A 20,439-nucleotide genomic window follows, 5' to 3' on the forward strand; every position below is an offset into this window, starting at 1 on the left:
ACATGCATCCGCCGCTCGAAACATCCCGCGTGTCCTCCCGCCGCGTCGCGTGCGACGGGGCGACCGACATTCCCGGCGGCGCGGCGCTCGGCCATCCGCGCGTGTTCCTGCAGATCGCGGAGCCGGGTTATACCGATTGCGGCTATTGCGACCGGCGCTTCATCCTGATCGGCGGGCCGGCCGACGGGGCGGATCAGGGCAAGCTTCACGATCGCGGCGACGGCGCGGGGAACTGAGCGAGGGCGACCCGAGCGCGGCCGCGTCGGCTGCGACGCCCCGCCAGTCGGTCCAGCGGCTGTTCGACGAAACGCGCAGGCGCCTGGTCGAGACGGGGACGCGCAACCGGCTGGTCCATGTCAACCGCGCCAACACGCGCGGGAACGTCGTCGGGATCGTCAACGAGCGGTCGGACGAGGTCCACGCGATCCTGTGCGCGGGCAAGGCGATGCGCTTTCGCGCGCTCGGCCGCGACGCGAAGGGCGAAGCGGGCGACATCCAGCTCGCCACCGACGAAGAGCCGGTCGACGCCGAGCGCTATACCGACAACCATCTGGAGACGCGGCTCGGCCCCGACGGCTTGAGCAAGAAGCTGCTGACGATCGCGCGCGAGGCCAGGACCGCCGAGGAGGAGCAGGGCGTCAACATCCTGTATCTGGCGCTCGGTTTCGTCACCTGGTTCGAGGATGCGGCCTCGAACACCCCGCGCGAGGCACCGCTGGTGCTGCTCCCCGTCGAGCTGGTGCGGAACGCGCGGACCTCCACCTACGATTTGAAGCTCCGCGACGAGGAATTGCTGACCAACTTGCCGCTCCGGCAGCGCTGGCGTGACGATTTCGGGATCGTGCTGCCGCCGGTGGAACCGGGCGAAGGCTGGCGGCCGAGCGATTATTTCGCGCAGGTCGAGGCGATCGTCGCCGACCGGCCGCGCTGGAAGGTCGACCGGGATGCGGTCCAGCTCGGCTTCTTCTCCTTTTCCAAGCTGCTGATGTTCCTCGACCTCGCGCTCGACGCCTGGCCCGACGGCGCGCTGGAAGAGCATCCGTTGACGCGCGGGCTGCTGTATGAGGGGTTCGAGGCGGAGCCGCCGCTGTTCGGGCCCGACGACCGGCTCGACGAGCGGCTCCCGCCCGACAAGCTGTTCCACGTCGTCGACGCCGACGCCAGCCAGGCGCGCGTGATCGAGGAGGTGCGGTCGGGCCGGAACCTCGTCGTCCAGGGGCCGCCGGGGACCGGCAAGAGCCAGACGATCACCAACATCATCGCCGCCGCCGCGCGCGAGGGGAGGACCGTCCTGTTCGTGGCGGAGAAGATGGCGGCGCTGTCGGTGGTCCACGACCGGCTGGTCAAGGTCGGCCTGCGCGATATCTGCCTGGAGCTTCATTCCAAGACGGCGAACAAGAAAGCGGTGCTGGCGGACCTGGCGCGCACGCTCGCCGCGGGCCAAGCCGCTCCCGCCGCGCCGCCCGCGCCCGAGGCGTTGCGCGAACGTCGCGACCGGTTGAACCAGGTCACCGCCGCGCTCCATGCGTTGATCGGCGCGACGGGGGAGACGCCCTTCTCCGTCTTAGCGCGGCAGGCGCGGTATATCGGCCTGGGCATGCCCGCGCCGGTGCTGGAGGCGAATGGCCTGGGCGCGATGACCCGCGCCGAGGAACGTGCGCTCGCGGACGCGCTCGTCGAATACGACGCGCTGGTCGGGCGGGCGGGACCACCGGAGCGGCACCCGTTCGCGGGTGTGAGGGCGCTCGATATCCAGCCGGTGGAACTGACGCGGCTGGTTCCTCGGCTGGAGGAGGCCGGGGCTGCGGTCGAGGCGTTACGGCGGGCGCTCGATGTGCCGCTCGCGGCTTTGAGCTCGACCGAGGTCCGGTCGATGGCGGCGGTCGCGCCCGTGCTGGACATGCTGGCGCGGCTGGCCGGGATGCCCACGACCGACGGCGAGTTAGCGCGGGCGCTGCTCGCCACCGCCGATCCGGTGCGGTTGAGGGAGGGCCTGGATAGCGCCCAAGACTGGCGCGCCGCGCGGGATATGGCCGAAGCGGATTTTGTCGAAACCGCCTTCGCGAGCGACGTGGCCGAGCTACGCGCGCCGCTGGTCGCGGGCGCGTCGTCCTTCTTCTCGCGCTGGGGCTCCGCATACCGCTCGGCGTCGCGGACGCTGGCGGGGTTGCTGCGCGGGCCGCTGCCCTCCTCGGCGGACGAGCGGCTGGCGCTGGTCGACCGGCTGCTTGACATGCAGGCACTCCGCGCGCGGTGGGGCGAGGATGAGGCATTTCTTGCCCTGGAGCTGGGTACCGTGTGGCGCGGTGAGCGGACCGACTTTGCCGCCGCCGCTGCCGTCGCGGCCTGGTGCGCCGGAGTGCGCGCCGCGCCGCTGACCGCTGACCCGGAGCGGCTGGTGCGCCTCGCCTCCGCGCCCGCCGAGCTGGCGATGACGACAGACGCGCTGAGACGGGCGGAGCTCCTCGCACGGACCGCGACCGAGCAGGTTGTCCGCGCGCTCAAACTTGACGGTAGCGCACTCGCCGAGGCCGACCTGACCGACGTCGCCGCACGATTGCGGGCCATGGCGGCATCGACCGACCGCTACGGCGAATGGGCGCGCCTGTGCTCCCTGCGCGAGCGGCTGAATGCGGCGGGATTGGACGAGCTCGCCGCGCGCGTCGCGAGCGGCGCAATCGACGGCCAGGCGGCGGCGGTCGAACTGCGGTTTGCGCGCGCCGAACGGCTGTGGCGGGGCGTGATCGCCGACCAGCCCGCGTTGCGCGACATCGCCGCGCTCGACCGGCACGCGCTCGCCGCCGATTTCGGGCGACTGGAGCGCGCGCGGCTGAAGGAGAATGTCACCGCCATTCTCGCCGACCACCTAGCCCAGGTCCCGCAAGGCGCGATGGGCGAGATGGGGGTGATCCGCGGCGAGATCGGCAAGAAGCGCGCGCACCTGGCGCTGCGCCAGCTGTTCAAGCGCGCGCCGACCGCGATCCAGCGGATCAAGCCGGTGCTGCTGATGAGCCCGATCTCCGTTGCGCAGTATCTGACGCCGGGCCTTCTCACCTTCGACTTGCTCGTCATCGACGAGGCGAGCCAGGTCCGGCCGGAGGACGCGCTCGGCGCGATCGCGCGGGCGCGCCGGATCGTGGTGGTAGGCGACCAGAAGCAGCTTCCGCCCTCCTCCTTCTTCGACCGGCTGCTCGCCGACGGTGAGGAGGCGCCCGAGCCCGAGGACGGGGAGGACGACCTGCTGGAGGGCGCGGCGACGCTCGGCTCGCTGGAGAGCATCCTGTCCCTGTGCGAGGCGCGCGGGCTGCCGTCACGGATGCTTAAATGGCATTACCGTTCGCGCGATCCGTCGCTGATCCGCGTCTCCAACCGCGAGTTCTACGAGGATGGGCTGATCCTGCCGCCCTCCCCGCTGGAGAAAGACCCGGCCTATGGCCTGACCTTCACGCGCGTCGCGGGCGTCTACGACAAGGGTGGTAGGCGCGACAACCGGCTGGAAGGCGAGGCGATCGTCGCCCGCGTCGCCGAGCACGCCCGCGCGCATCCCGACCTGTCGCTGGGCATCGTCACCTTCTCGTCGGCGCAGAAGAACACGGTCACCGAACTGCTCGAACTCGCGCGGCGGAGCGACCCGGCACTCGACGGCTTCCTGCGTGAGGGGCAGGCGGAGGACCTGTTCGTCAAGAACATCGAGAACGTCCAGGGCGACGAGCGCGACGTGATCCTGATCTCGGTCGGCTACGGTCCTCAGACGCCCGGCGGTCGGCTGGCGAGCATGAATTTCGGCCCCGTCAACGCCGAGGGCGGCGAGCGGCGCTTGAACGTCCTCTTCACCCGCGCCCGCATCCGCTGCGAGGTATTCGCGTCGTTCGATCCGGGCGATATCGATCCCAGCCGCGTCGCGCGTGAAGGTCCGCGCATCCTCAAGCGCTTCCTGGAATATGCCAAGTCGGGCAAGCTCGACGAGGCGGCCGCGACCGGGGCGCCCGCCGATACGCCGTTCGAGGAGGACGTGGCCGACGTCATCCGCTCGTTCGGCTACCTCGCCGATCAGCAGGTCGGTTCGGCGGGGTTCCGCATCGACATAGGCGTGCGCTATCCCGACAAGCCGGGTGCGTATCTGCTCGCGGTCGAGTGCGACGGCGCGACCTATCATTCCGCGCTCTGGGCGCGCGAGCGCGACCGGTTGCGCCAGGACGTGCTCGAACATCTGGGCTGGCGATTCCACCGCGTATGGAGCACCGATTGGTTCGGCCGCCGCCCCGCCGAGATCGAACGGCTGCGCGCGGCGCTGGCGCAAGCGCGCGCGGCTGCGGAGGCGGGGGTGAAGCTCGACGGGGCTAACCGCGCCGGCACGCGGTCGGTTGTCGAAACCGCTCCGGCGGCGGAAGCGTTCGTCGTCCCGGAGACGACGGGGCGCACCATGCCGCCTTACCGGCGCGCCAGCTTCTCCGTCCGGAGCGCGGTGGAGCCGCACGAAGCGCCGGCCGCGCTGCTCGCCAAACCGGTAAGCCAGATCGTCGAAACCGAAGGACCGATGCACCTCGACGAGGTTGCGCGCCGCGTCGCGACCGGCTTCGGCAAGGAAAAGGCGGGCGGACGCATCCTGGCCGCGACCTTGCGCGCTCTCGAGGCATCGCCCGACCTCCGGGTCGAAGACGGCTTCTGGTTCACGCTCGCGCAAGGCGAAGCACCGCCCGTCCGCGACCGCTCGGCCGAGACCGGACCGACGCTGAAGGCGGGCGCGATCTCCCCGATGGAGATCCGCGCGGCGCTGGCGATCGCGCGCGAGGACAATGCAGGCGGATCGGACGGCGACCTGATCCGCACCGCCGCGCGCCTGATGGGCTTCCGCCGCGTCGGGCCGGAGCTGCAAGCACGCATCGCCGACGTGCTGCAGGCGGATGCCGGAAACGGGCTGGCGTAGACTCCCGACCGGCTTATATCCGGTGCTATGAACGCCATCACCGATCCCCGCCGCTTCCTTTACCGCGATCTCGACCCCGCCAGGGCGCAGGCGCTCGCTGCGCAGGCATTGGGCGCGGCCGACGACGGCGAGCTGTACCTTCAATATCGCCGGTCGGAAGCGTTCGGCTTCGATGACGGCCGGCTCAAGACCGCGAGCTACGACACGCATGGTGGCTTCGGCCTCCGCGCTGTGTCGGGCGAGACCACCGCCTTCGCGCATGCCAACGAACTGAGCGAGGCCGCGATCAAGCGCGCGGCCGAGACGATGACGCTGATCGACCCCGCGACCGGTCCCAAGGCTGGCCCGCCGCAGGGCACCAACCGCCATCTCTATACCGACGGCGACCCGCTGGACCTCGTGCCGTTCGCCGACAAGGTGAACCTGTGCCAGCGGATCGACGCCGCCGCGCGGGCGCGCGACCCGCGCGTGGCGCAGGTATCGGTCGGATTGTCGGGCAGCTGGAGCGTCGTCGAGATCGTCCGCGCCGATGGCTTCGTCGCGCACGATGTCCGCCCGCTGGTCCGGCTCAACGTGTCGATCGTGGTCGAACAGAACGGTCGGCGCGAGACGGGCAGCTTCGGCATCGGCGGCCGCTACCTCTATGACCGGCTGTTCGAGGAGGCGACCTGGACCCGCGGGATCGACGAGGCGCTGGCGCAGGCGCTCGTCAACCTCGACTCGGTCGCTGCCCCTGCAGGCGAGATGACGGTTCTGCTCGGGCCGGGCTGGCCGGGCGTCCTGCTCCACGAAGCGATCGGCCACGGGCTTGAAGGTGATTTCAACCGTAAGGGTACGTCCGCCTTCTCGGGCCGCATCGGTGAGCGCGTCGCCGCGCCCGGCGTCACCGTGGTCGATGACGGTGCGATGCCCGACCGGCGCGGCTCGCTATCGATCGACGACGAGGGTACGCCGACGCGCGAGACCGTGCTGATCGAGGACGGCATCCTGAAAGGCTACATGCAGGATCGCCTCAACGCCCGGCTGATGGGCGTCGAACCGACGGGCAACGGCCGCCGCGAGAGCTTCGCGCACGCGCCGATGCCGCGCATGACCAACACCTTCATGAAGGCCGGTCGCGACGACCCCGCCGAGCTGTTGAGCCGCGTCAAGAAGGGCATCTTCGCCAAATCGTTCGGCGGTGGGCAGGTCGACATCGTATCGGGCAAGTTCGTCTTCAGCTGCACGGAGGCATACCGCGTCGAGAACGGCGTCATCGGCGCGCCGATCAAGGGCGCGACGCTGATCGGCGACGGCCCGACCGTGCTGACGAAGGTACTGGGCGTGGGCGACGATTTCGCGCTCGACGAGGGCATCGGCGTCTGCGGTAAGGGCGGGCAGAGCGTGCCGGCGGGCGTGGGGCAGCCGACGCTGCTGGTGAGCGGGCTGACGGTGGGCGGGACGGCGGTTTGAGGTTCAGCCGCTGCCGGTGAGCACGTCAATTGCGCTGATGATGCGGACATCCTGATCGCTTAGAGAGGCGACCTTCTTGCGTAACTCGGCAACACGAATAGCGGTCGCGAACTGGGTCACCATGACCAGCGTCTCACCCTCGATGTCGAATGTTGGATTGAGTCGAGCGTTGGCCGGGGGTGCGTCACCGGGTGGAAGGAGCGGCACGACGAACCGCGTGCTGATTTCCGCGAGCGCATTTGTCTGACAGTCAATAGCCAGTCCACCATCACGCAACGCATAAACGTCGAAGCGCGCCATCAAAACAGGCGGTAGCGCTCGAGTGGCAACTCGTTAGCTTCGACCCAGCGATTATGCGCCTCGGCCCACTCGCGGTTCTCCTCTCGCCACACGCGGTCTTGTTCGACCCTCGCCGCTTCGCGCAATGCCGCCTCGCATGCTTGCGACAAATTGATACCGGCTTCCCGCGCCGCCGCGACGACACCGGTATCCAATGAGAGATTTACCGGCTTACGCTTGCCCGAGATTATGGTGTCCATCTTCATACGCATCATGTATGCGCATGAAATTCGTGGGTCAAGCGGGGAGGCGAGCATGTCCGAGTTCTTCGACGCCATCAATGACGACCACCGGGCGATGATCGCGCGGCAGCCGGTGTTCTTCGTCGCGACCGCCGCCACCGACGCGCGCATCAATTTGTCCCCCAAGGGCATGGACAGCTTCCGCGTGCTCGACGACCGGACGGTCGCCTATCTCGATGTCGGCGGGTCGGGGAACGAGACCAACGCGCATCTGCTCGCCGATGGGCGAATCACGATCATGTTCTGCGCGTTCGACAGCCCCACGCTGATCCTGCGGCTATACGGCCGGGGAACGCCCGTGCTGCCGCAGGATGCGGGGTGGGGCGCGTTGGCGGCCCAGTTCGAGCTCTTCCCCGGCACCCGGCAGATCTTCACGGTCGCGGTTACCCAGGTCCAGACCGCCTGCGGCTGGGCGGTGCCGCGCATGGCGCTGGAGCGCGAGCGCGAGACGCTCAACAAATACCATCGCAAGTTTGCGCCGGACGAGCTGCTCGGCGTGTTCGCCACCGAGAACGCCCGGAGCATCGACGGCCTGCCCGCGCGGGTGCCCACCGAGGTTCCCCGTTGATTTCCGGATCGTGAGCTTGGTCGAACTCGGCCGCTATGCGCGCAACGAAGCGCATATGGTCGTCGGCATGCTGGGCGGGCACGGCATCGGCGCTACCCTGTTCGACGGGGAAGCGTCGATCGCCGAGGGCAGCTGGTTTCTGATCCCCGTCCGCGTGATGGTTGACGACGACGACCTAGCGGAAGCGCGGGCGCTGCTGCCCGAATAACGGGCACATTTCGCCTGCTGCCTCAATTTGCGGCGGCTCTAACTTCCCATGATAAGGTCCAACACCGTCCCGCCGCCCTGCGGTCGGCTGGCACGGTTATTGCTCCGTTTGCTCCGGGTGTAGGGGGAGTGCGCATGAAGATGGTGATGGCGATCATCAAGCCGTTCAAGCTCGACGAGGTGCGGGAGGCACTGACCGCGCTCGGCGTCGCGGGGATGACCGTGACCGAGGTCAAGGGCTTCGGCCGGCAGAAAGGCCAGACCGAAATCTACCGCGGGGCGGAATATTCGACGTCGATGGTCCCCAAGCTTAAGATCGAAGTGGTGTGCGCCGACGCGCTCAGCTCGCGGGTGGTCGAGGCGATCCAGCAATCGGCGAACACCGGCGCGATCGGCGACGGCAAGATCTTCGTGCTGGATGTCGGCGAGGCGGTGCGCATCCGTACCGGCGAGATCGACGAGACCGCCCTGTGAAGGCGCACAACGTGAACGGGGGAACTAATATGGACCGAGCGGTTAAGCTCTTGGCGGGTGTGGGCGTAACGGCCGCGCTCTATGCCGCGCTTCCGGCCTGGGCGCAGGAGGCGGTCGCGGCCGCCCCGACCCCGCCCGCCCCGAACAAGGGCGACACGACCTGGATGCTGATCTCGTCGGCGCTGGTGCTGCTGATGTCGATCCCGGGGCTGGCGCTGTTCTATGGCGGGCTGGTCCGCACCAAGAACATGCTGAGCGTCCTGATGCAGGTGCTGACCATCGTGTCGGTCGCCAGCCTGGTGTGGGTCTGCTGGGGCTACAGCCTGGCCTTCACGAGCGGCTCGCCCTTCATCGGCGGGTTGTCCAAGGCATTCCTGCGCGGGGTGGACGTCACGACACTGGCGACGACCTTCTCCAACGGCGTGTACATCCCCGAATACGCGTTCGTCGTATTCCAGATGACCTTCGCCTGCATCACCCCCGTGCTGATCGTGGGAGCGTTCGCCGAGCGTGTGAAGTTCACGCCGCTGATCCTGTTCACCGTCGCCTGGCTGACGCTCGTCTATTTCCCGATCGCGCACATGGTCTGGTATTTCGCCGGTCCCGACTTCCTGCCTGCCGCACCGACCGACTCCGGTTATTTGTACGGCATGGGCGCGCTCGATTTCGCGGGCGGGACGGTGGTGCACATCAACGCCGGGATCGCCGGGCTGGTCGGGTGCCTGATCATGGGCCCGCGCGTCGGTTACAAGCGCGACCCGATGCCGCCGCATTCGCTGGTGATGACCATGATCGGCGCGTCGCTGCTGTGGGTCGGCTGGTTCGGGTTCAATGCGGGGTCGAACCTGGAGGCCAACGGCGTCACCGCGCTCGCGTTCCTGAACACCTTCCTCGCCGCGTCGGCCGCCGCCGCCGCCTGGGCGATCATCGAGCAGGTCACGCACCGCAAGCCGTCGCTGCTGGGCGCCGCCACCGGCGCGGTCGCCGGGCTGGTGGCGATCACGCCCGCCAGCGGCTTCGCCGCGCCGATGGGAGCGATCCTGCTGGGCCTGATCGCCTCGCCGATCTGCTTCCTGTTCGTGACGACGGTGAAAAACCGGCTCGGCTATGACGACACGCTCGACGTGTTCGGCGTTCACTGCATCGGCGGGATCGTTGGCGCGATCGGCACCGCGATCGTGGCCGACCCGGCGATGGGCGGGCAGGGCTGGTTCGACTATACCGTCCTCCCCGCCGTGCCGGGCGCGTACGATATGGGCGGGCAACTCTGGACGCAGATCAAGGCGGTGGCGATCACTTTGCTCTGGTCGGGCCTGGTCTCCGCCGCGCTCTTTTCCCTGATCGACAAGACGATCGGCCTACGCCCTTCGACCGAGGTCGAGGTGGAAGGCCTCGATATCAACGAACATGGCGAGCGCGCCTACAATTATTGAGTTTCGGGGGCGGTCGCCCGTTCCCTCAAGTCGTTCCTCCTGCGGACACCCTATCGGCCCGGCGCAGCGATGCACCGGGCCGCTTTTTGCGCAGGGCGGCTTGCGCTGCCCCAGCGCAAGACTCGTCCAAGCACGGCCGGCGAGCGCGTGGCCTCGCTGCGCGCCTCGTCCGACGGCGCGGCTTCGCCGCGACGCCCCTTGCCCGGTTCGATCCGGAATGACCGATAGGATCGGGCGGAGCGTACCTCCGCAACCCGCCCGAAACCGAGCTATCCCGCCCGGTCGCCCGCTAGCCTTCGCATGTCCAGCGCGTCGACGCCCGCGACGGCCACCCGGCCGAAGCGGCGCTCGCCGGTCTCGACGACGATGCCGCTCGGCGTCGAGCGGACCGCGCCCCAGCCGACCTCGCGCACCGCGATCCGCGCGCCGTGGCGCTTGCACACCGCCAGCCGCACAGCCCCCGTATCGACAGCCAGCGCCGCCAAGCCGTCGGCCCCGACCACCGCGCCCGCCGTGCGGAAGCCGGGGAGCGCATGATCGGCCGCGTCCGCCGCCTCCTCGGGGCTGGCGATTCTACCGCCGCGTCGGAGCCGCAGCCACCAAGCGACCGCCGCGAGCATCAGGATCGCGGCGACCAACCCGCCCAGCTGCACCCAGTTCACTTGGGAAGCCGAGCCTCGGCGGCGAGCGCGTCGAGCATCGGCCCGATCGGCCGGAGATCGTACCCCGCCGCCTCCGCCTGCGCGACGAGCAGCCCCGGATCGCGCCCCGCCTTGGCGGCGGCGAGCGCCCATAAATTGCACGACCGCGTCCCCGATCGGCAATAAGCGAGCACCGGCCCGTCCGCGCCGCGCAACGCGTCGGCCATCGCGTCGAGCTGGGACGGACCGAACCCGGCATGCCCGACCGGGACCGCGGCATAGGCCAAGCCGGCCTCCTCGGCGGCGGCGCGGATCGCGGCACCCGAGGGCTGGCCCGGCTCCTCGTCATCGGGCCGGTTGTTGACGACGAGGACATAGCCCGCGGCTTTAATGGCCGGAATGTCGGCGGCCGTGATCTGGGGCGCGACGGCGACTGCTTCATTCAAGGGGCGGATCATGTGAACGCGGTTATCGCAAGCCCACGCTCACGTCACGCCGCCTCGCGCACCACCTCGAGGAAAGCGTCGCCGTAAGCGTCGAGCTTGCGCGCGCCGATGCCCGACAGCACCGCCAGCTCCGCCCGGCTGCCGGGCCGCCGCGCGGCGATGTCGCGCAGCACCGAATCGTGGAAGATGACATAGGGCGGCACGCCCGCCTCCTTGGCCAGATCGCGCCGACGCACGCGCAGCGCCTCGAACAGCGGATCGTCCGCCTCCAGCCCGGCGGGGGCGGGCTCGCCGCGCCGCCTGCGCTCGCGGGGCGGAGCGGGCGCGACCTCCAGCGTCGCCTCGCCCTTGATCAGCAGGCGCGCGCCGGGGCCGAACTCCAGCCCGCCATGCTCGTTGGCGCGAAGCGCATCGCGCAACAGCAGCGCGCGGCCGACCGGCTTCAGCAGCGCCGCGTCCTCGCCCTCGACGATGTTCCAGACCGACAAGTTCTCATGCCCGTTCATCAGGCTGCGCTCGGTCGATTTGCCCGTCAGCACCTGCTCGATATAGCCGACGCCGAACATCTGCCCGGTGCGGAACACGGCCGACAGGAACTTGCGCGCTAGTTCGGTCGCATCGACGCCCCTGGCCCCGCCCAGCCCCAGGCAGTTGTCGCAATTGCCGCAATCCTCCGCGCGGTCCTCGCCGAAATGCTTGAGCAGCACGCGCCGTCGGCACCCGCTCGTCTCGACCAGGGCGCTCAGGGAGGCGAGCCGCGTCTGCTCGCCTTCGCGGCGTTCGGGCTCGACCTCGCCGATCCGCTGGCGCGCACGCACGAAGTCCTCCGCGCCCCAGAGTAAATGCGCCACCGCCGGATCGCCGTCGCGGCCCGCGCGGCCCGTCTCCTGGTAGTAGCTCTCGATCGATTTGGGCAGCCCGGCATGGATGACGAAGCGGACGTCGGGCTTGTCGATCCCCATCCCGAACGCGACGGTGGCGCAGATCACCATGTCCTCCGAGCGCACGAAATCGGCCTGGTTGCGCGCGCGTACCGCCGGGTCGAGTCCGGCGTGGTAGGCGCGCGTAGGCCGACCCGCCCCCGCCAGCGTCGCCGCCATCCTCTCGGTTCCGACGCGGCTCTGGCAATAAACGATGCCGGGCCCGGGGACTTTGCGGATCAGGTCGGCGATCTGCCGGTTCGCGTTCGCCTTGGCACCGATATGGTAGCGGATGTTGGGCCGGTCGAACCCAGACACGATCAGCCCCTCGGCCGGGATACCGAGCTGCCCGAGGATGTCGGCCCGCGTATGCGCGTCGGCGGTCGCGGTCAGCGCCAGCCGGGGGACGTCCGGAAACGAGTCCATCAACGGTTTCATCAGCCGGTAATCGGGGCGGAAGTCGTGCCCCCATTCGCTGACGCAATGCGCCTCGTCGATCGCGAACAGGTTCAGGTCGACCTCGGACAGCAGGCTGCGGAACTGGTCCCCCGACGCTCGCTCGGGCGCGACATACAGCAGGTCGAGCTCGCCGGCCCGCAGACGCCGGCGCGTCTCGGCCTGGTTGGTGTCGACCGATGTCAGCGTGCCCGCGCGGATGCCGACGGCCTCCGCCGCGCGCAACTGGTCGTGCATCAGCGCGATCAGCGGCGACACGACCACGCACGTCCCGCGCATCATCACGGCGGGCAGCTGATACGTCAGCGACTTGCCCGCGCCCGTCGGCATGACGGCAAGCGTCCGCTTGGACGCCAGCACGCGGTCGACCACCTCGCGCTGGACGCCGCGGAAGTCGGGAAAGCCGAAAATGCGCTGGAGATGGGGCAGGGGATCGAGCATCGGCATCACCCGGCGAATCCCAGATACGTCAGCAATGCTTGATCGACCCGATCCTGATCCGGGCCAGTAAGTCGACCGATCTGCTGACCGAACTTGAGCCGGGGAACTGTCACCAAAATGTCGACCATCACCAGGGACGGCTCATGCAGGTTATTGACTCCGTCCGGTTCGATACGGGGCCGGACGTTCCGGACATTCTCTCCCGTGCTGGTTAGCAGCGCGACGATGATGCTGGGCGCATTCCCGTAGGCATCGGCCTGCACGACCACGACCGGGCGCGGCTTGCTCCCGAACCCACTCCCCGTCGCCGCACTCCAAACGTCACCTCGCTTCAACGCCGGCCTTCCGCCCGGTCCAAATCGGCGAGCATTTCGTCCGTCATTGCTTCGGCCCAGGCCATCGCTTCGACATCGTCGGGAACCGAGCGCCAGAGATATTCGCAATCCAGCCGGGCGTTTTCCAGAAACTCCGGCGAGTTGGCGTCGGGCAGCCAGAAGGTACGCGGCCGCAAGCCGCGCGCCCGCAACGCCGCCCGCTCGTCCTTCGTCAATGGTCGTTCCGCGCCCATCACCGCAAGGTAGGCGACGCGGTTCATGCGCGCAATCGCGCTACTCCGCCGCCAGCGCGACCGGCTCCTCCCGTTCGGCCTGCTGGCGGGCCCACATGTCGGCATACAAGCCGTTATGGGCGAGCAGCTGCGCGTGCGTGCCGCGCTCGGCGACCCGGCCCGCGTCGAGCACGACGATTTCGTCGGCATGGACCACCGTCGACAGCCGGTGCGCGATCACGATCGTCGTGCGTCCGCGCTCGATCCGCTCCAGCGTGTCCAAAATCGCGGCTTCGGTCCGGCTGTCGAGCGCCGACGTCGCCTCGTCCAGGATCAGCACCGGCGGGTTCTTGAGCAGCGTGCGCGCGATCGCGACGCGCTGCTTCTCGCCGCCCGACAACTTCAGCCCACGCTCGCCGACGCGGGTTTCGTAGCCGTCGGCCTGCGCCTCGATGAACGGCGCGATCGCCGCGCCGCGCGCGGCCTCGCGGATGTCGGCGTCGCTCGCGTCCTCGCGGCCATAGGCGATGTTGTAGCCGATCGTATCATTAAACAGCACGGTGTCCTGCGGCACGATGCCGATCGCCGCCCGCAATGACGCCTGCGTCACGTCGCGCACGTCCTGCCCGTCGATCGTGATCCGGCCGCTATCCACATCGTAGAAGCGGAACAACAGCCGCCCGAGCGTCGACTTGCCCGCGCCCGACGAGCCCACGACCGCCAGCGTCCGGCCGCCGGGTACGTCGAGGTCGACACCGTCCAATATCCCGCGCTCGCCCTCATAGCCGAAGCGAACATTTTCGAAGCGCACATGACCCGCGCTCACGGCCAGCGGCTTGGCGTGGACCGCGTCCTGGATCTCCGCGCCGGTGTCGAGCAAGTCGAACATCGCCGCCATGTCGATTGCGCCCTGGCGGATCGTGCGGTACACCATGCCCAGCAGGTCGAGCGGGCGAAACAGCTGGGCCAGCAGCGTCGACACGAACACCACGTCGCCCGCCGAGAAGCGCCCCGTCGACCAGCCGTAGGCGACCGCCGCCATCGCGCCCGCCAGCATGACGTTGGTGATCAGGCTCTGCCCGATATTGAGCCAGGCCAGCGAGTTCTCGTTCCGGACCGCCGCGTCGGTATAAGCGGTGACCGCCTGGTCGTAGCGCCTGGCCTCGCGCCCTTCCGCGCCGAAATACTTCACCGTCTCGAAATTGAGGAGCGAATCCACCGCGTGCGCGACCGCGCCGGTGTCCAGGTCGTTCATCCGGACACGCAGCGCGTTGCGCCAGTCGGTAACCTTGCGCGTGAAGACGATATAGACCGCGACCATGACGAGCGTCGCGGCGACCAGCCACCAGCCGAAGCTCGACGCGAAAATGCCGAGCACCAGCACCAGTTCGAGGATTGTGGGCGCGATGTTGAACAGGAGGAAATACAGCATCGTGTCGATGCTCTTGGTCCCCCGCTCGACCACCTTGGTGACCGCCCCGGTCCGGCGTTCGAGGTGGAAGCGGAGCGACAGGCGGTGCAGATGGCGGAATACGTCGGCCGACAGCCGCCGCGCCGCGTCCTGGCCCACCCGCTCGAACACGGCGTTGCGCGCATTGTCGAACAGATTGCCCAGAAACCGCGACAGCGCATAGGCGGCGACCAGCCCGACGATGATCCACACGCCAGCGCGCTCGCCCGTGGCAAGCCGGTCGACCGCGTATTTGAGCGTATAAGCCGCGCCGAACACCTGCACGAGCTTGGAGCAGACCACGAGCAGCATCGCGCCGACGATCCGCAGGCGGAGCGCGGGCGCGTCCCGTGGCCACAGATAAGGCAGGAAGCGGCGCAGCGTCGGCCAGAGCGGCTCGGTGCTGGTGGTCGTCGGAAAAGCAGGCGGCATCGCTCGCTAATGTCGGAAGGACGGAGCCTCGCCGCAAGCGATTACGGACCCGATCGACCACCCTCGCGGCCCGGTCGGGAACCTTGATCGATATCAGTGCGTAATGCCGTCCGAGTAGAGGGGTTTGCGTATGGAACCGATGTACTTCGTGATGGCGATCCTGGGCTGTGGCGACGGCCAGTCGATGTGCAGTGAAGCGCGTGTCGAACCGGTCCGCTACCAGAGCGTAGCCCAGTGCCAGGCCGCGCTTCCAAACGCACTCGCTCGCCATACCGATCTCGACTTCCCCGTCGTCAGCGGCGCCTGCCGCGCGAACGGGCCGCGGATGGTCCGCGCCGCCGCGAAGACGCCGCAAAGCTAAAACCCTCTCCCGCTTTCGCGGGAGAGGGACAGGCGCGATACTCGCCAGGGTGAGGGCCGGACCCCTCGCCGTGCAGGTCCGGCCCTCACCCTCGCCGCGTTACGCGCGTCTCTCCCTCTCCCGCAAAAGCGGGAGAGGGTTTTGCAAGCGCGGTCGCGTCCACAATCCCGCCGGCCTGCCCTCCCCCACATACCGCCCCCGCCCCGCCGTCTGCTCCAACGACCGCGCGATCCAGCCCAGTTTGGCCGCCTTCGACGTGGTCACCCGCTCGTCCAGCGCCGTCACGCCCCGCGCCCGCACCGCCCTCGCGATATCGCCGTAGATGCCCGCCGCCGCCAGCACCGCCCAAGCCGATCGGAACGGCAAGGCGGCCGCGCCTCCGCGCGCGCTTGCCTCGTACAGTTCCGCCTGCGTCGCCAACCGCGCGCCGAGCCCGGCCAGCGCCGACCGACTCTCCGGGACAAGCAGCGCACCCGACGCGATGCCCGCTTCCGTCAGCCAGTCGGTCGGCAGATAGCACCGCCCCGCGCTCGCATCCTCCATCAGGTCGCGCGCGATGTTGGCGAGCTGGAACGCCAGCCCCAAATCGCACGCGCGGTCGAGCGTCGCGTCGTCGTCGGGCGGCACCCCCATCACCACCGCCATCATCAACCCGACCGCGCCCGCGACATGGTAGCAGTACCGGTACAGATCGTCGGCGGTCCGCGGCCGCCATCCGTCGGCGTCGAGCGCGAAGCCGTCCAGCAGATCGTGCGCCCAGGCCGCCGGAATGCGACACTCGCCCGCGACGATGCGCAGCGCGTCAAAGGCGGGATCGCCCACGACCTCGCCCCGAAGCGCCGCGTCGGTCATCGCCCGCATCGCCGCCAGCCGGGCGTGCGGATCGGCGACCTGGGTCATACCGTGCCCATGATCCTGCCCATCGGCGATGTCGTCGCACCGCCGGCACCAGGCATAAAGGAGCCAAGCCCGCTCGCGCGTCGCCGGGTCGAACAGTTTTGACGCCGCCGCGAAGCTCTTCGACCCCTGCGCGATCGACAAGCGCGCGGCCTCGACGACCGCCGCGCGGGTTGTGAGGGCAGGAGTCATCTTCCGGCCGCTCCCATCCGTTCGTGCTGAGCTTGTCGAAGCATCGCTTTTCTTGGCTGCCGTTCGAACAAGAACGACCCTTCAACAAGCTCAGGGCAAACGGACAGGGAGGGGAAGCTCAAAGATCCGCCGCGCTCATCCGCACGATCGGCTGCGCCGGCATGTGCGCGGCCATGCGGTCCAGCAGCGCGGGCAGCGTATCCGCCGTGATCAGCAGGTCGCGGTGCTGCGGCCGGACGAAGCCGACCTCGACCATCTTGGCCCAGAACGCGATCAACCCGTCGTAGTAGCCCGCAGCGTCGAGCAGCCCGACGGGCAGAGCGTGATAGCCCAGCTGCGCCCAGCTCAGCGCCTCCCACAATTCGTCCATCGTCCCCGTACCGCCGGGCAGGGTAACGAACCCGCTCGCCAGCTCGGTGAACAACGCCTTGCGCTCGTGCATGCCGCCGACGACGTGGAGCTCGCTCAAGCCCCGGTGCGCGACCTCGGCATCGACCAGCGCCTGCGGGATCACGCCCACCACCTCGCCCCCGGCCGCGAGCGCCGCGTCGGCGACCGCGCCCATCAACCCCAGCCGCCCGCCGCCATATACCACGCCGATCCCGCGCTCGGCGAGCAGACGGCCCACCTCGCGCGCGGTGTCCATGTATACGGGGTCGGCGGGCGTCGCCGACCCGCAATAGACCGCGAGACGCTTCAAACCCGCGCTTCCTCCAGCATCAGCTTGGCCGTCGCTTTGGCGCTGCCGACGACGCCGGGGATGCCCGCGCCGGGATGCGTACCCGCACCGACGAAATACAGGTTGGCGATGGTGTCGTCGCGGTTGTGGACGCGAAACCACGCGCTCTGCGTCAGCACCGGCTCCAGCGAGAAGGCGCTGCCCAGATGCGCGCCGAGGTCGGTCGCGAAGTCCTTGGGCGTGTAGGAGAATTTGGTCACGATCCGCTCGTGGATGTCGGGGATCAGCCGCCGGCCGATCTCGTCCAAGATGCGCTTCTCCAGCACGGGGGCGACCTCGTCCCAGTCGCGCGGGAACTTGCCCATGTGCGGCACGGGGGCGAGCACATAAAACGAAGAATGCCCCTCGGGCGCGAGGCTCGGGTCGGTGACGGTCGGATGGTGGAGGTAAAGTGAGAAGTCCTCGCCGACCACTCCGTGCGTGTAGATGTCGTCGAGCAGCCCCTTATAGCGCGGACCGAACAGGATCATGTGGTGCGGGATGCCGGGCCAGGTCCCCTTGATCCCGAAATGCGTGACGAACAGCGACGGCGAGTATTTCTTGCGTTCCAGCTTGGCGCGCGTCCGCTGCGCCGACCGCGAGTCTGACAGGAGGTCGCGGTAGGAGTGCATGACGTCGCCGTTCGACGCGACCATGTCGGCGTTGATGGCGTAACCGCCCTTGGTCACCACGCCCGTCGCGCGCTCGCCCAGCGTCTCGATCTTCACGACCGGATCGTTCAGCCGGATGGTTCCGCCGATCCGCTCGAAATGCGTGACCATCGCCGCGATCAGCCGGTTTGTGCCGCCCTTGGCGAACCACACCCCGCCGTCGCGCTCCAGCTTGTGGATCAGCGCGTAGATCGCGCTGGTCGTCATCGGGTTGCCGCCGACGAGGAGCGTGTGGAAGCTTAGCGCCTCGCGGAGCTTCTCGTGCTTCACGAAGCTCGATACCATCGAATAGACCGACCGCCACGCCTGGTACTTGGCGAGGGCGGGGGCGGCCTTGATCATCGACGCGAAGTCGAGGAACGCGACCGAGCCGAGCTTCTCGTACCCCTCGCGGTGGACTCCGGCGGAATATTCGAGGAACCGGTCGTACCCGGCATTGTCTTCCGGATTGAGCTTGGCGATTTCCGAGCGGAGCAACGCGTCGTCGTTGGTATAGTCGAAGTTCGTGCCGTCGGGCCAGTTGAGCCGGTAGAAGGGCGACACCGGCATCAGCTCGATGTCCTCGGCCATGTCGCGCCCGGTCAGCGCCCACAGTTCCTTCAGGCAAGGCGGATCGGTGATGACGGTCGGCCCGCCATCGAAGGTGAAACCATCGCGCTCCCAATAATACGCCCGCCCGCCCGGACGGTCGCGCGCTTCGCAGATCGTCGTCTTCACGCCCGCCGACTGCAGCCGGATGGCAAGCGCCAGCCCGCCGAAGCCCGAGCCGATCACGACCGCGCTTCGGGAAGCACCGCCAATCGGGCGCATGGCGTTCACCGTCATCTCGTTCATCTTATGCCTCGAATGGCGTGAAGGGCGCGCCCGACCGGGACGGGGGGCTTGCCCATGAGGATGCGGGCCTTGTCGCCCATCGTCGAGCGCCCCGCGTAGAAACGGCCGATCAAGTGACGGTCGAGCCGGTAGAAACGCTCCAGCACGCGGTAACGCCCGTCCGGTTCCGCCGCGCGGAACAGCATCGCGTCGAGCATGCGGTAGAATCGCCGCGATCCCCAAGTCGTGAGCGCATGGTCGTGCGTCAACCGGTGGAGGTCCGCGCCGGCGAAATCGCGCAAGCCCGCGATCATGCACGCGGTCCGGACCGCGTCGGGGAGCGAATAGCCGGTGGTCGGGTGGAACAGACCCGCGCGCATCCCGGCCTTGGCGACCTTTGCCCCGCCCGACCGCCAATAGGCCTCGAAATCGCCGCCGATCGCGACGGGGAGCACGCCCTGCTCCTCGCGCACCGTCTCCCCGGCCCAGCCCTTGTCGGCGACGTGTCGGTCGAGCCGTTGCGACACCGCGCGGACGTTCAGCGTCGGGGAGTCGCTATAATAGGTGTCCTCGACGAACAGCCGCGTGTCGGAAAACGGCATCACGTATACGAAGCGGTAGCCGTCGATCTGCTTGACGGTCGCGTCCATCACCACCGGGCGCTCGACGCCGTGGGCCGCGTCGCACGCGATCTCGCGCCCCAGGAACTTCTGCCAGCCGAGCTCCAGCGTCGACAGGTCGCCGACCCCGCGCGCGTCGATCACGCCCGTCGCCTCCAGCCGGTCGCCATCGACGAACGCGACCGCGGTCGGCGACACGTTCCCGACTTTCCGTCCCAACATCACCGCATGCGACGGCAGCGCGGCGCGCACCACCTCGTCCAGGCGCGAGCTCTCGATCGAGTAATAGGTCGCGGCGATCGTCCGCGCGTGCGCGGGAAAGGCGATCTCGTAATCGCGCCAGCCATGCACCACCAGCGGCGCGAGCAGCCAACGGTCCTCCTCCGCCACGTCCGTTCCGAAAAACGACCAGAGATGGTTGCCTCCAACGCTGTCGCCCGCATCGATCAGACGGACGTCGAGCCCGGGGTGCTTTCGCTTCAACGCCAGCGCCAGCAGCCCGCCCGCCAGCCCCGCGCCGACGATGGCGACGTCGCAGACATTGTCGTTGGAGGGATAGGCCATCTGCGAACGGTCTAGCCGCTCCGGCTTCCCAAACGAAACCATTTCCGAAAAACCGGTGCCTCACGTTATCCATGGGTGGTGACCGCGCCCATCCTCCACACCGCGCGCCTGATGCTTGCGCCCCACACGCCCGCCGACCTGGAGGAGATGGCGGCGATATGGGCCGACCCCCGCGTGACCGAGCATATCGGCGGCCGCCCGCTGTCGCGCGAAGAATGCTGGCGCAATATCCAACGCTATGTCGGCCACTGGACGCTGTTCGGGTGGAGCTATTTCGCCGTCCGCGAGGCCGCGACGGGCGCGTTTTTAGGCGAGGTCGGCCTCATGGACTCGCGCCGCGACACCCGCCCGAGCTTCGAGGGGACGCCCGAAGCCGGCTGGGCCTTCGCCCCCGCCGCGCACGGCCGGGGCTATGCACGCGAAGCGGTCGCGGCGTTGCTGGCATGGGCGGACGGGCAGGGCATCGCCCGCACCGTCTGCATCATCGACCATGCCAATATTCGCTCGGTCCGGCTGGCGGAGGCGGTCGGCTTCCGCCCGGCGGGCGAGGTCGATTACCGCGAAAGACGAACGCGGCTGTTCGAGCGGCAGGTCGGGTAAGCCCGCCCCCGCCCCTCGCCCCCGCCCC

Annotated in this window: 21 protein-coding genes; 9 read left to right on the forward strand and 12 right to left on the reverse strand. The window is 68.8% G+C overall.

Features of this window, described 5'->3' with window-relative positions:
• The first annotated feature begins 2 nt into the window (after window positions 1–2).
• Genes ACFE7F_RS05190 through tldD form a run of 3 tightly spaced genes read left to right on the forward strand, consistent with a single transcriptional unit; the run spans window position 3 to window position 6,379 of the window.
• Window positions 3–236: a zinc-finger domain-containing protein gene (locus ACFE7F_RS05190; RefSeq protein ID WP_375402811.1), complete on the forward strand. Its 234-nt coding sequence runs from the start codon at window positions 3–5 to the stop codon at window positions 234–236.
• The gene (locus ACFE7F_RS05195; RefSeq protein WP_375402781.1) at window positions 146–4,927 is read left to right on the forward strand and encodes a DUF3320 domain-containing protein; all 4,782 of its coding nucleotides are present in this window, start codon (window positions 146–148) and stop codon (window positions 4,925–4,927) included. The genes ACFE7F_RS05190 and ACFE7F_RS05195 overlap by 91 nt, the downstream gene beginning before the upstream one ends.
• A 27-nt stretch (window positions 4,928–4,954) precedes the next feature.
• A complete protein-coding gene (tldD, locus tag ACFE7F_RS05200; protein ID WP_375402782.1) occupies window positions 4,955–6,379 on the forward strand; it encodes a metalloprotease TldD in 1,425 nt (474 codons plus the stop codon).
• 3 nt (window positions 6,380–6,382) lie between these two features.
• Here tldD and ACFE7F_RS05205 read toward each other — a convergent pair whose 3' ends face one another.
• Together ACFE7F_RS05205 and ACFE7F_RS05210 are read right to left on the reverse strand one after the other, a co-directional pair.
• A complete protein-coding gene (locus ACFE7F_RS05205; RefSeq protein WP_375402783.1) occupies window positions 6,383–6,679 on the reverse strand; it encodes a CcdB family protein in 297 nt (98 codons plus the stop codon).
• Window positions 6,679–6,933 (reverse strand): type II toxin-antitoxin system CcdA family antitoxin, encoded by a 255-nt coding sequence (locus ACFE7F_RS05210; RefSeq protein WP_375402784.1) that lies wholly within the window; start codon window positions 6,931–6,933, stop codon window positions 6,679–6,681. Before ACFE7F_RS05210 ends, ACFE7F_RS05205 begins: the two co-directional genes overlap by 1 nt.
• 40 nt (window positions 6,934–6,973) lie before the next feature.
• Between ACFE7F_RS05210 and ACFE7F_RS05215 the strand changes: the two genes are divergently transcribed.
• The 4 genes from ACFE7F_RS05215 to ACFE7F_RS05230 all read left to right on the forward strand — a co-directional run bounded on the left by ACFE7F_RS05215 (window position 6,974) and on the right by ACFE7F_RS05230 (window position 9,642).
• The gene (locus ACFE7F_RS05215; protein ID WP_375402785.1) at window positions 6,974–7,528 is read left to right on the forward strand and encodes a pyridoxamine 5'-phosphate oxidase family protein; all 555 of its coding nucleotides are present in this window, start codon (window positions 6,974–6,976) and stop codon (window positions 7,526–7,528) included.
• Between the two features lie 10 nt (window positions 7,529–7,538).
• On the forward strand, window positions 7,539–7,736 hold the full coding sequence (locus tag ACFE7F_RS05220; protein WP_375402786.1) for a DUF2007 domain-containing protein: 198 nt from the start codon (window positions 7,539–7,541) through the stop codon (window positions 7,734–7,736).
• 134 nt (window positions 7,737–7,870) lie between these two features.
• Window positions 7,871–8,209 carry a P-II family nitrogen regulator gene (locus ACFE7F_RS05225; protein ID WP_375402787.1) on the forward strand — a complete coding sequence of 113 codons (339 nt, stop codon included), beginning with the start codon at window positions 7,871–7,873 and terminating at the stop codon, window positions 8,207–8,209.
• Window positions 8,210–8,238: 29 nt separating this feature from the next.
• Entirely contained in the window at window positions 8,239–9,642 is a 1,404-nt protein-coding gene (locus ACFE7F_RS05230) for an ammonium transporter (RefSeq protein ID WP_375402788.1), read from the forward strand.
• Window positions 9,643–9,911: 269 nt separating this feature from the next.
• Here the strand turns inward: ACFE7F_RS05230 and ACFE7F_RS05235 are convergent, their stop codons facing one another.
• From ACFE7F_RS05235 to ACFE7F_RS05260, 6 genes are read right to left on the reverse strand one after another with little or no spacing between them, the layout of a single operon-like run.
• Window positions 9,912–10,304, reverse strand: a complete 393-nt coding sequence (locus tag ACFE7F_RS05235) for a hypothetical protein (protein ID WP_375402789.1) — start codon at window positions 10,302–10,304, stop codon at window positions 9,912–9,914.
• Complete coding sequence (locus ACFE7F_RS05240) at window positions 10,301–10,741, reverse strand: TIGR01244 family sulfur transferase (RefSeq protein WP_375402790.1); 441 nt, start codon at window positions 10,739–10,741, stop codon at window positions 10,301–10,303. The genes ACFE7F_RS05235 and ACFE7F_RS05240 overlap by 4 nt, the downstream gene beginning before the upstream one ends.
• Before the next feature lie 32 nt (window positions 10,742–10,773).
• The gene (gene recQ, locus ACFE7F_RS05245) at window positions 10,774–12,546 is read right to left on the reverse strand and encodes a DNA helicase RecQ (RefSeq protein WP_375402791.1); all 1,773 of its coding nucleotides are present in this window, start codon (window positions 12,544–12,546) and stop codon (window positions 10,774–10,776) included.
• Window positions 12,547–12,551: 5 nt separating this feature from the next.
• Window positions 12,552–12,989 (reverse strand): type II toxin-antitoxin system PemK/MazF family toxin, encoded by a 438-nt coding sequence (locus ACFE7F_RS05250; RefSeq protein ID WP_375402792.1) that lies wholly within the window; start codon window positions 12,987–12,989, stop codon window positions 12,552–12,554.
• Window positions 12,878–13,141, reverse strand: coding sequence for an antitoxin MazE-like protein (locus tag ACFE7F_RS05255; protein WP_375402793.1), 264 nt, complete (start codon window positions 13,139–13,141; stop codon window positions 12,878–12,880). Before ACFE7F_RS05255 ends, ACFE7F_RS05250 begins: the two co-directional genes overlap by 112 nt.
• 13 nt (window positions 13,142–13,154) lie before the next feature.
• Window positions 13,155–14,975, reverse strand: a complete 1,821-nt coding sequence (locus ACFE7F_RS05260; protein ID WP_375402794.1) for an ABCB family ABC transporter ATP-binding protein/permease — start codon at window positions 14,973–14,975, stop codon at window positions 13,155–13,157.
• Window positions 14,976–15,105: 130 nt separating this feature from the next.
• On the opposite strand from ACFE7F_RS05260, the gene ACFE7F_RS05265 reads away from it, so the two are divergent.
• The gene (locus ACFE7F_RS05265; protein ID WP_375402795.1) at window positions 15,106–15,336 is read left to right on the forward strand and encodes a hypothetical protein; all 231 of its coding nucleotides are present in this window, start codon (window positions 15,106–15,108) and stop codon (window positions 15,334–15,336) included.
• 99 nt (window positions 15,337–15,435) lie between these two features.
• On the opposite strand, the gene ACFE7F_RS05270 is transcribed toward ACFE7F_RS05265, so the two are convergent.
• The 4 genes from ACFE7F_RS05270 to crtY all read right to left on the reverse strand — a co-directional run bounded on the left by ACFE7F_RS05270 (window position 15,436) and on the right by crtY (window position 19,811).
• Window positions 15,436–16,425 (reverse strand): phytoene/squalene synthase family protein, encoded by a 990-nt coding sequence (locus tag ACFE7F_RS05270; protein ID WP_375402796.1) that lies wholly within the window; start codon window positions 16,423–16,425, stop codon window positions 15,436–15,438.
• Between the two features lie 118 nt (window positions 16,426–16,543).
• On the reverse strand, window positions 16,544–17,125 hold the full coding sequence (locus ACFE7F_RS05275; RefSeq protein ID WP_375402797.1) for a TIGR00730 family Rossman fold protein: 582 nt from the start codon (window positions 17,123–17,125) through the stop codon (window positions 16,544–16,546).
• Entirely contained in the window at window positions 17,122–18,648 is a 1,527-nt protein-coding gene (locus ACFE7F_RS05280; protein WP_375402798.1) for a phytoene desaturase, read from the reverse strand. The genes ACFE7F_RS05275 and ACFE7F_RS05280 overlap by 4 nt, the downstream gene beginning before the upstream one ends.
• Entirely contained in the window at window positions 18,645–19,811 is a 1,167-nt protein-coding gene (gene crtY / locus ACFE7F_RS05285) for a lycopene beta-cyclase CrtY (protein WP_375402799.1), read from the reverse strand. Before crtY ends, ACFE7F_RS05280 begins: the two co-directional genes overlap by 4 nt.
• A 78-nt stretch (window positions 19,812–19,889) precedes the next feature.
• Between crtY and ACFE7F_RS05290 the strand changes: the two genes are divergently transcribed.
• Window positions 19,890–20,411 carry a GNAT family N-acetyltransferase gene (locus ACFE7F_RS05290; RefSeq protein ID WP_375402800.1) on the forward strand — a complete coding sequence of 174 codons (522 nt, stop codon included), beginning with the start codon at window positions 19,890–19,892 and terminating at the stop codon, window positions 20,409–20,411.
• The last annotated feature ends 28 nt before the right edge of the window (window positions 20,412–20,439 follow it).

Source organism: uncultured Sphingomonas sp., assembly GCF_964235535.1.
In the GTDB taxonomy this organism is placed as follows: Bacteria; Pseudomonadota; Alphaproteobacteria; order Sphingomonadales; family Sphingomonadaceae; genus Sphingomonas.

Excerpts from the sequence above, each read along its gene's own strand:
- crtY (WP_375402799.1), bottom strand. The coding sequence starts at position 19,811 with ATGGCCTATCCCTCCAACGACAATGTCTGCGACGTCGCCATCGTCGGC.
- ACFE7F_RS05270 (WP_375402796.1), bottom strand. The coding sequence starts at position 16,425 with ATGACTCCTGCCCTCACAACCCGCGCGGCGGTCGTCGAGGCCGCGCGC.
- ACFE7F_RS05265 (WP_375402795.1), top strand. The coding sequence starts at position 15,106 with ATGGAACCGATGTACTTCGTGATGGCGATCCTGGGCTGTGGCGACGGC.
- ACFE7F_RS05205 (WP_375402783.1), bottom strand. The coding sequence starts at position 6,679 with ATGGCGCGCTTCGACGTTTATGCGTTGCGTGATGGTGGACTGGCTATT.
- ACFE7F_RS05215 (WP_375402785.1), top strand. The coding sequence starts at position 6,974 with ATGTCCGAGTTCTTCGACGCCATCAATGACGACCACCGGGCGATGATC.
- ACFE7F_RS05230 (WP_375402788.1), top strand. The coding sequence starts at position 8,239 with ATGGACCGAGCGGTTAAGCTCTTGGCGGGTGTGGGCGTAACGGCCGCG.
- ACFE7F_RS05225 (WP_375402787.1), top strand. The coding sequence starts at position 7,871 with ATGAAGATGGTGATGGCGATCATCAAGCCGTTCAAGCTCGACGAGGTG.
- tldD (WP_375402782.1), top strand. The coding sequence starts at position 4,955 with ATGAACGCCATCACCGATCCCCGCCGCTTCCTTTACCGCGATCTCGAC.
- ACFE7F_RS05260 (WP_375402794.1), bottom strand. The coding sequence starts at position 14,975 with ATGCCGCCTGCTTTTCCGACGACCACCAGCACCGAGCCGCTCTGGCCG.
- ACFE7F_RS05240 (WP_375402790.1), bottom strand. The coding sequence starts at position 10,741 with ATGATCCGCCCCTTGAATGAAGCAGTCGCCGTCGCGCCCCAGATCACG.
- ACFE7F_RS05255 (WP_375402793.1), bottom strand. The coding sequence starts at position 13,141 with ATGAACCGCGTCGCCTACCTTGCGGTGATGGGCGCGGAACGACCATTG.
- recQ (WP_375402791.1), bottom strand. The coding sequence starts at position 12,546 with ATGCTCGATCCCCTGCCCCATCTCCAGCGCATTTTCGGCTTTCCCGAC.
- ACFE7F_RS05190 (WP_375402811.1), top strand. The coding sequence starts at position 3 with ATGCATCCGCCGCTCGAAACATCCCGCGTGTCCTCCCGCCGCGTCGCG.
- ACFE7F_RS05210 (WP_375402784.1), bottom strand. The coding sequence starts at position 6,933 with ATGATGCGTATGAAGATGGACACCATAATCTCGGGCAAGCGTAAGCCG.
- ACFE7F_RS05280 (WP_375402798.1), bottom strand. The coding sequence starts at position 18,648 with ATGAACGAGATGACGGTGAACGCCATGCGCCCGATTGGCGGTGCTTCC.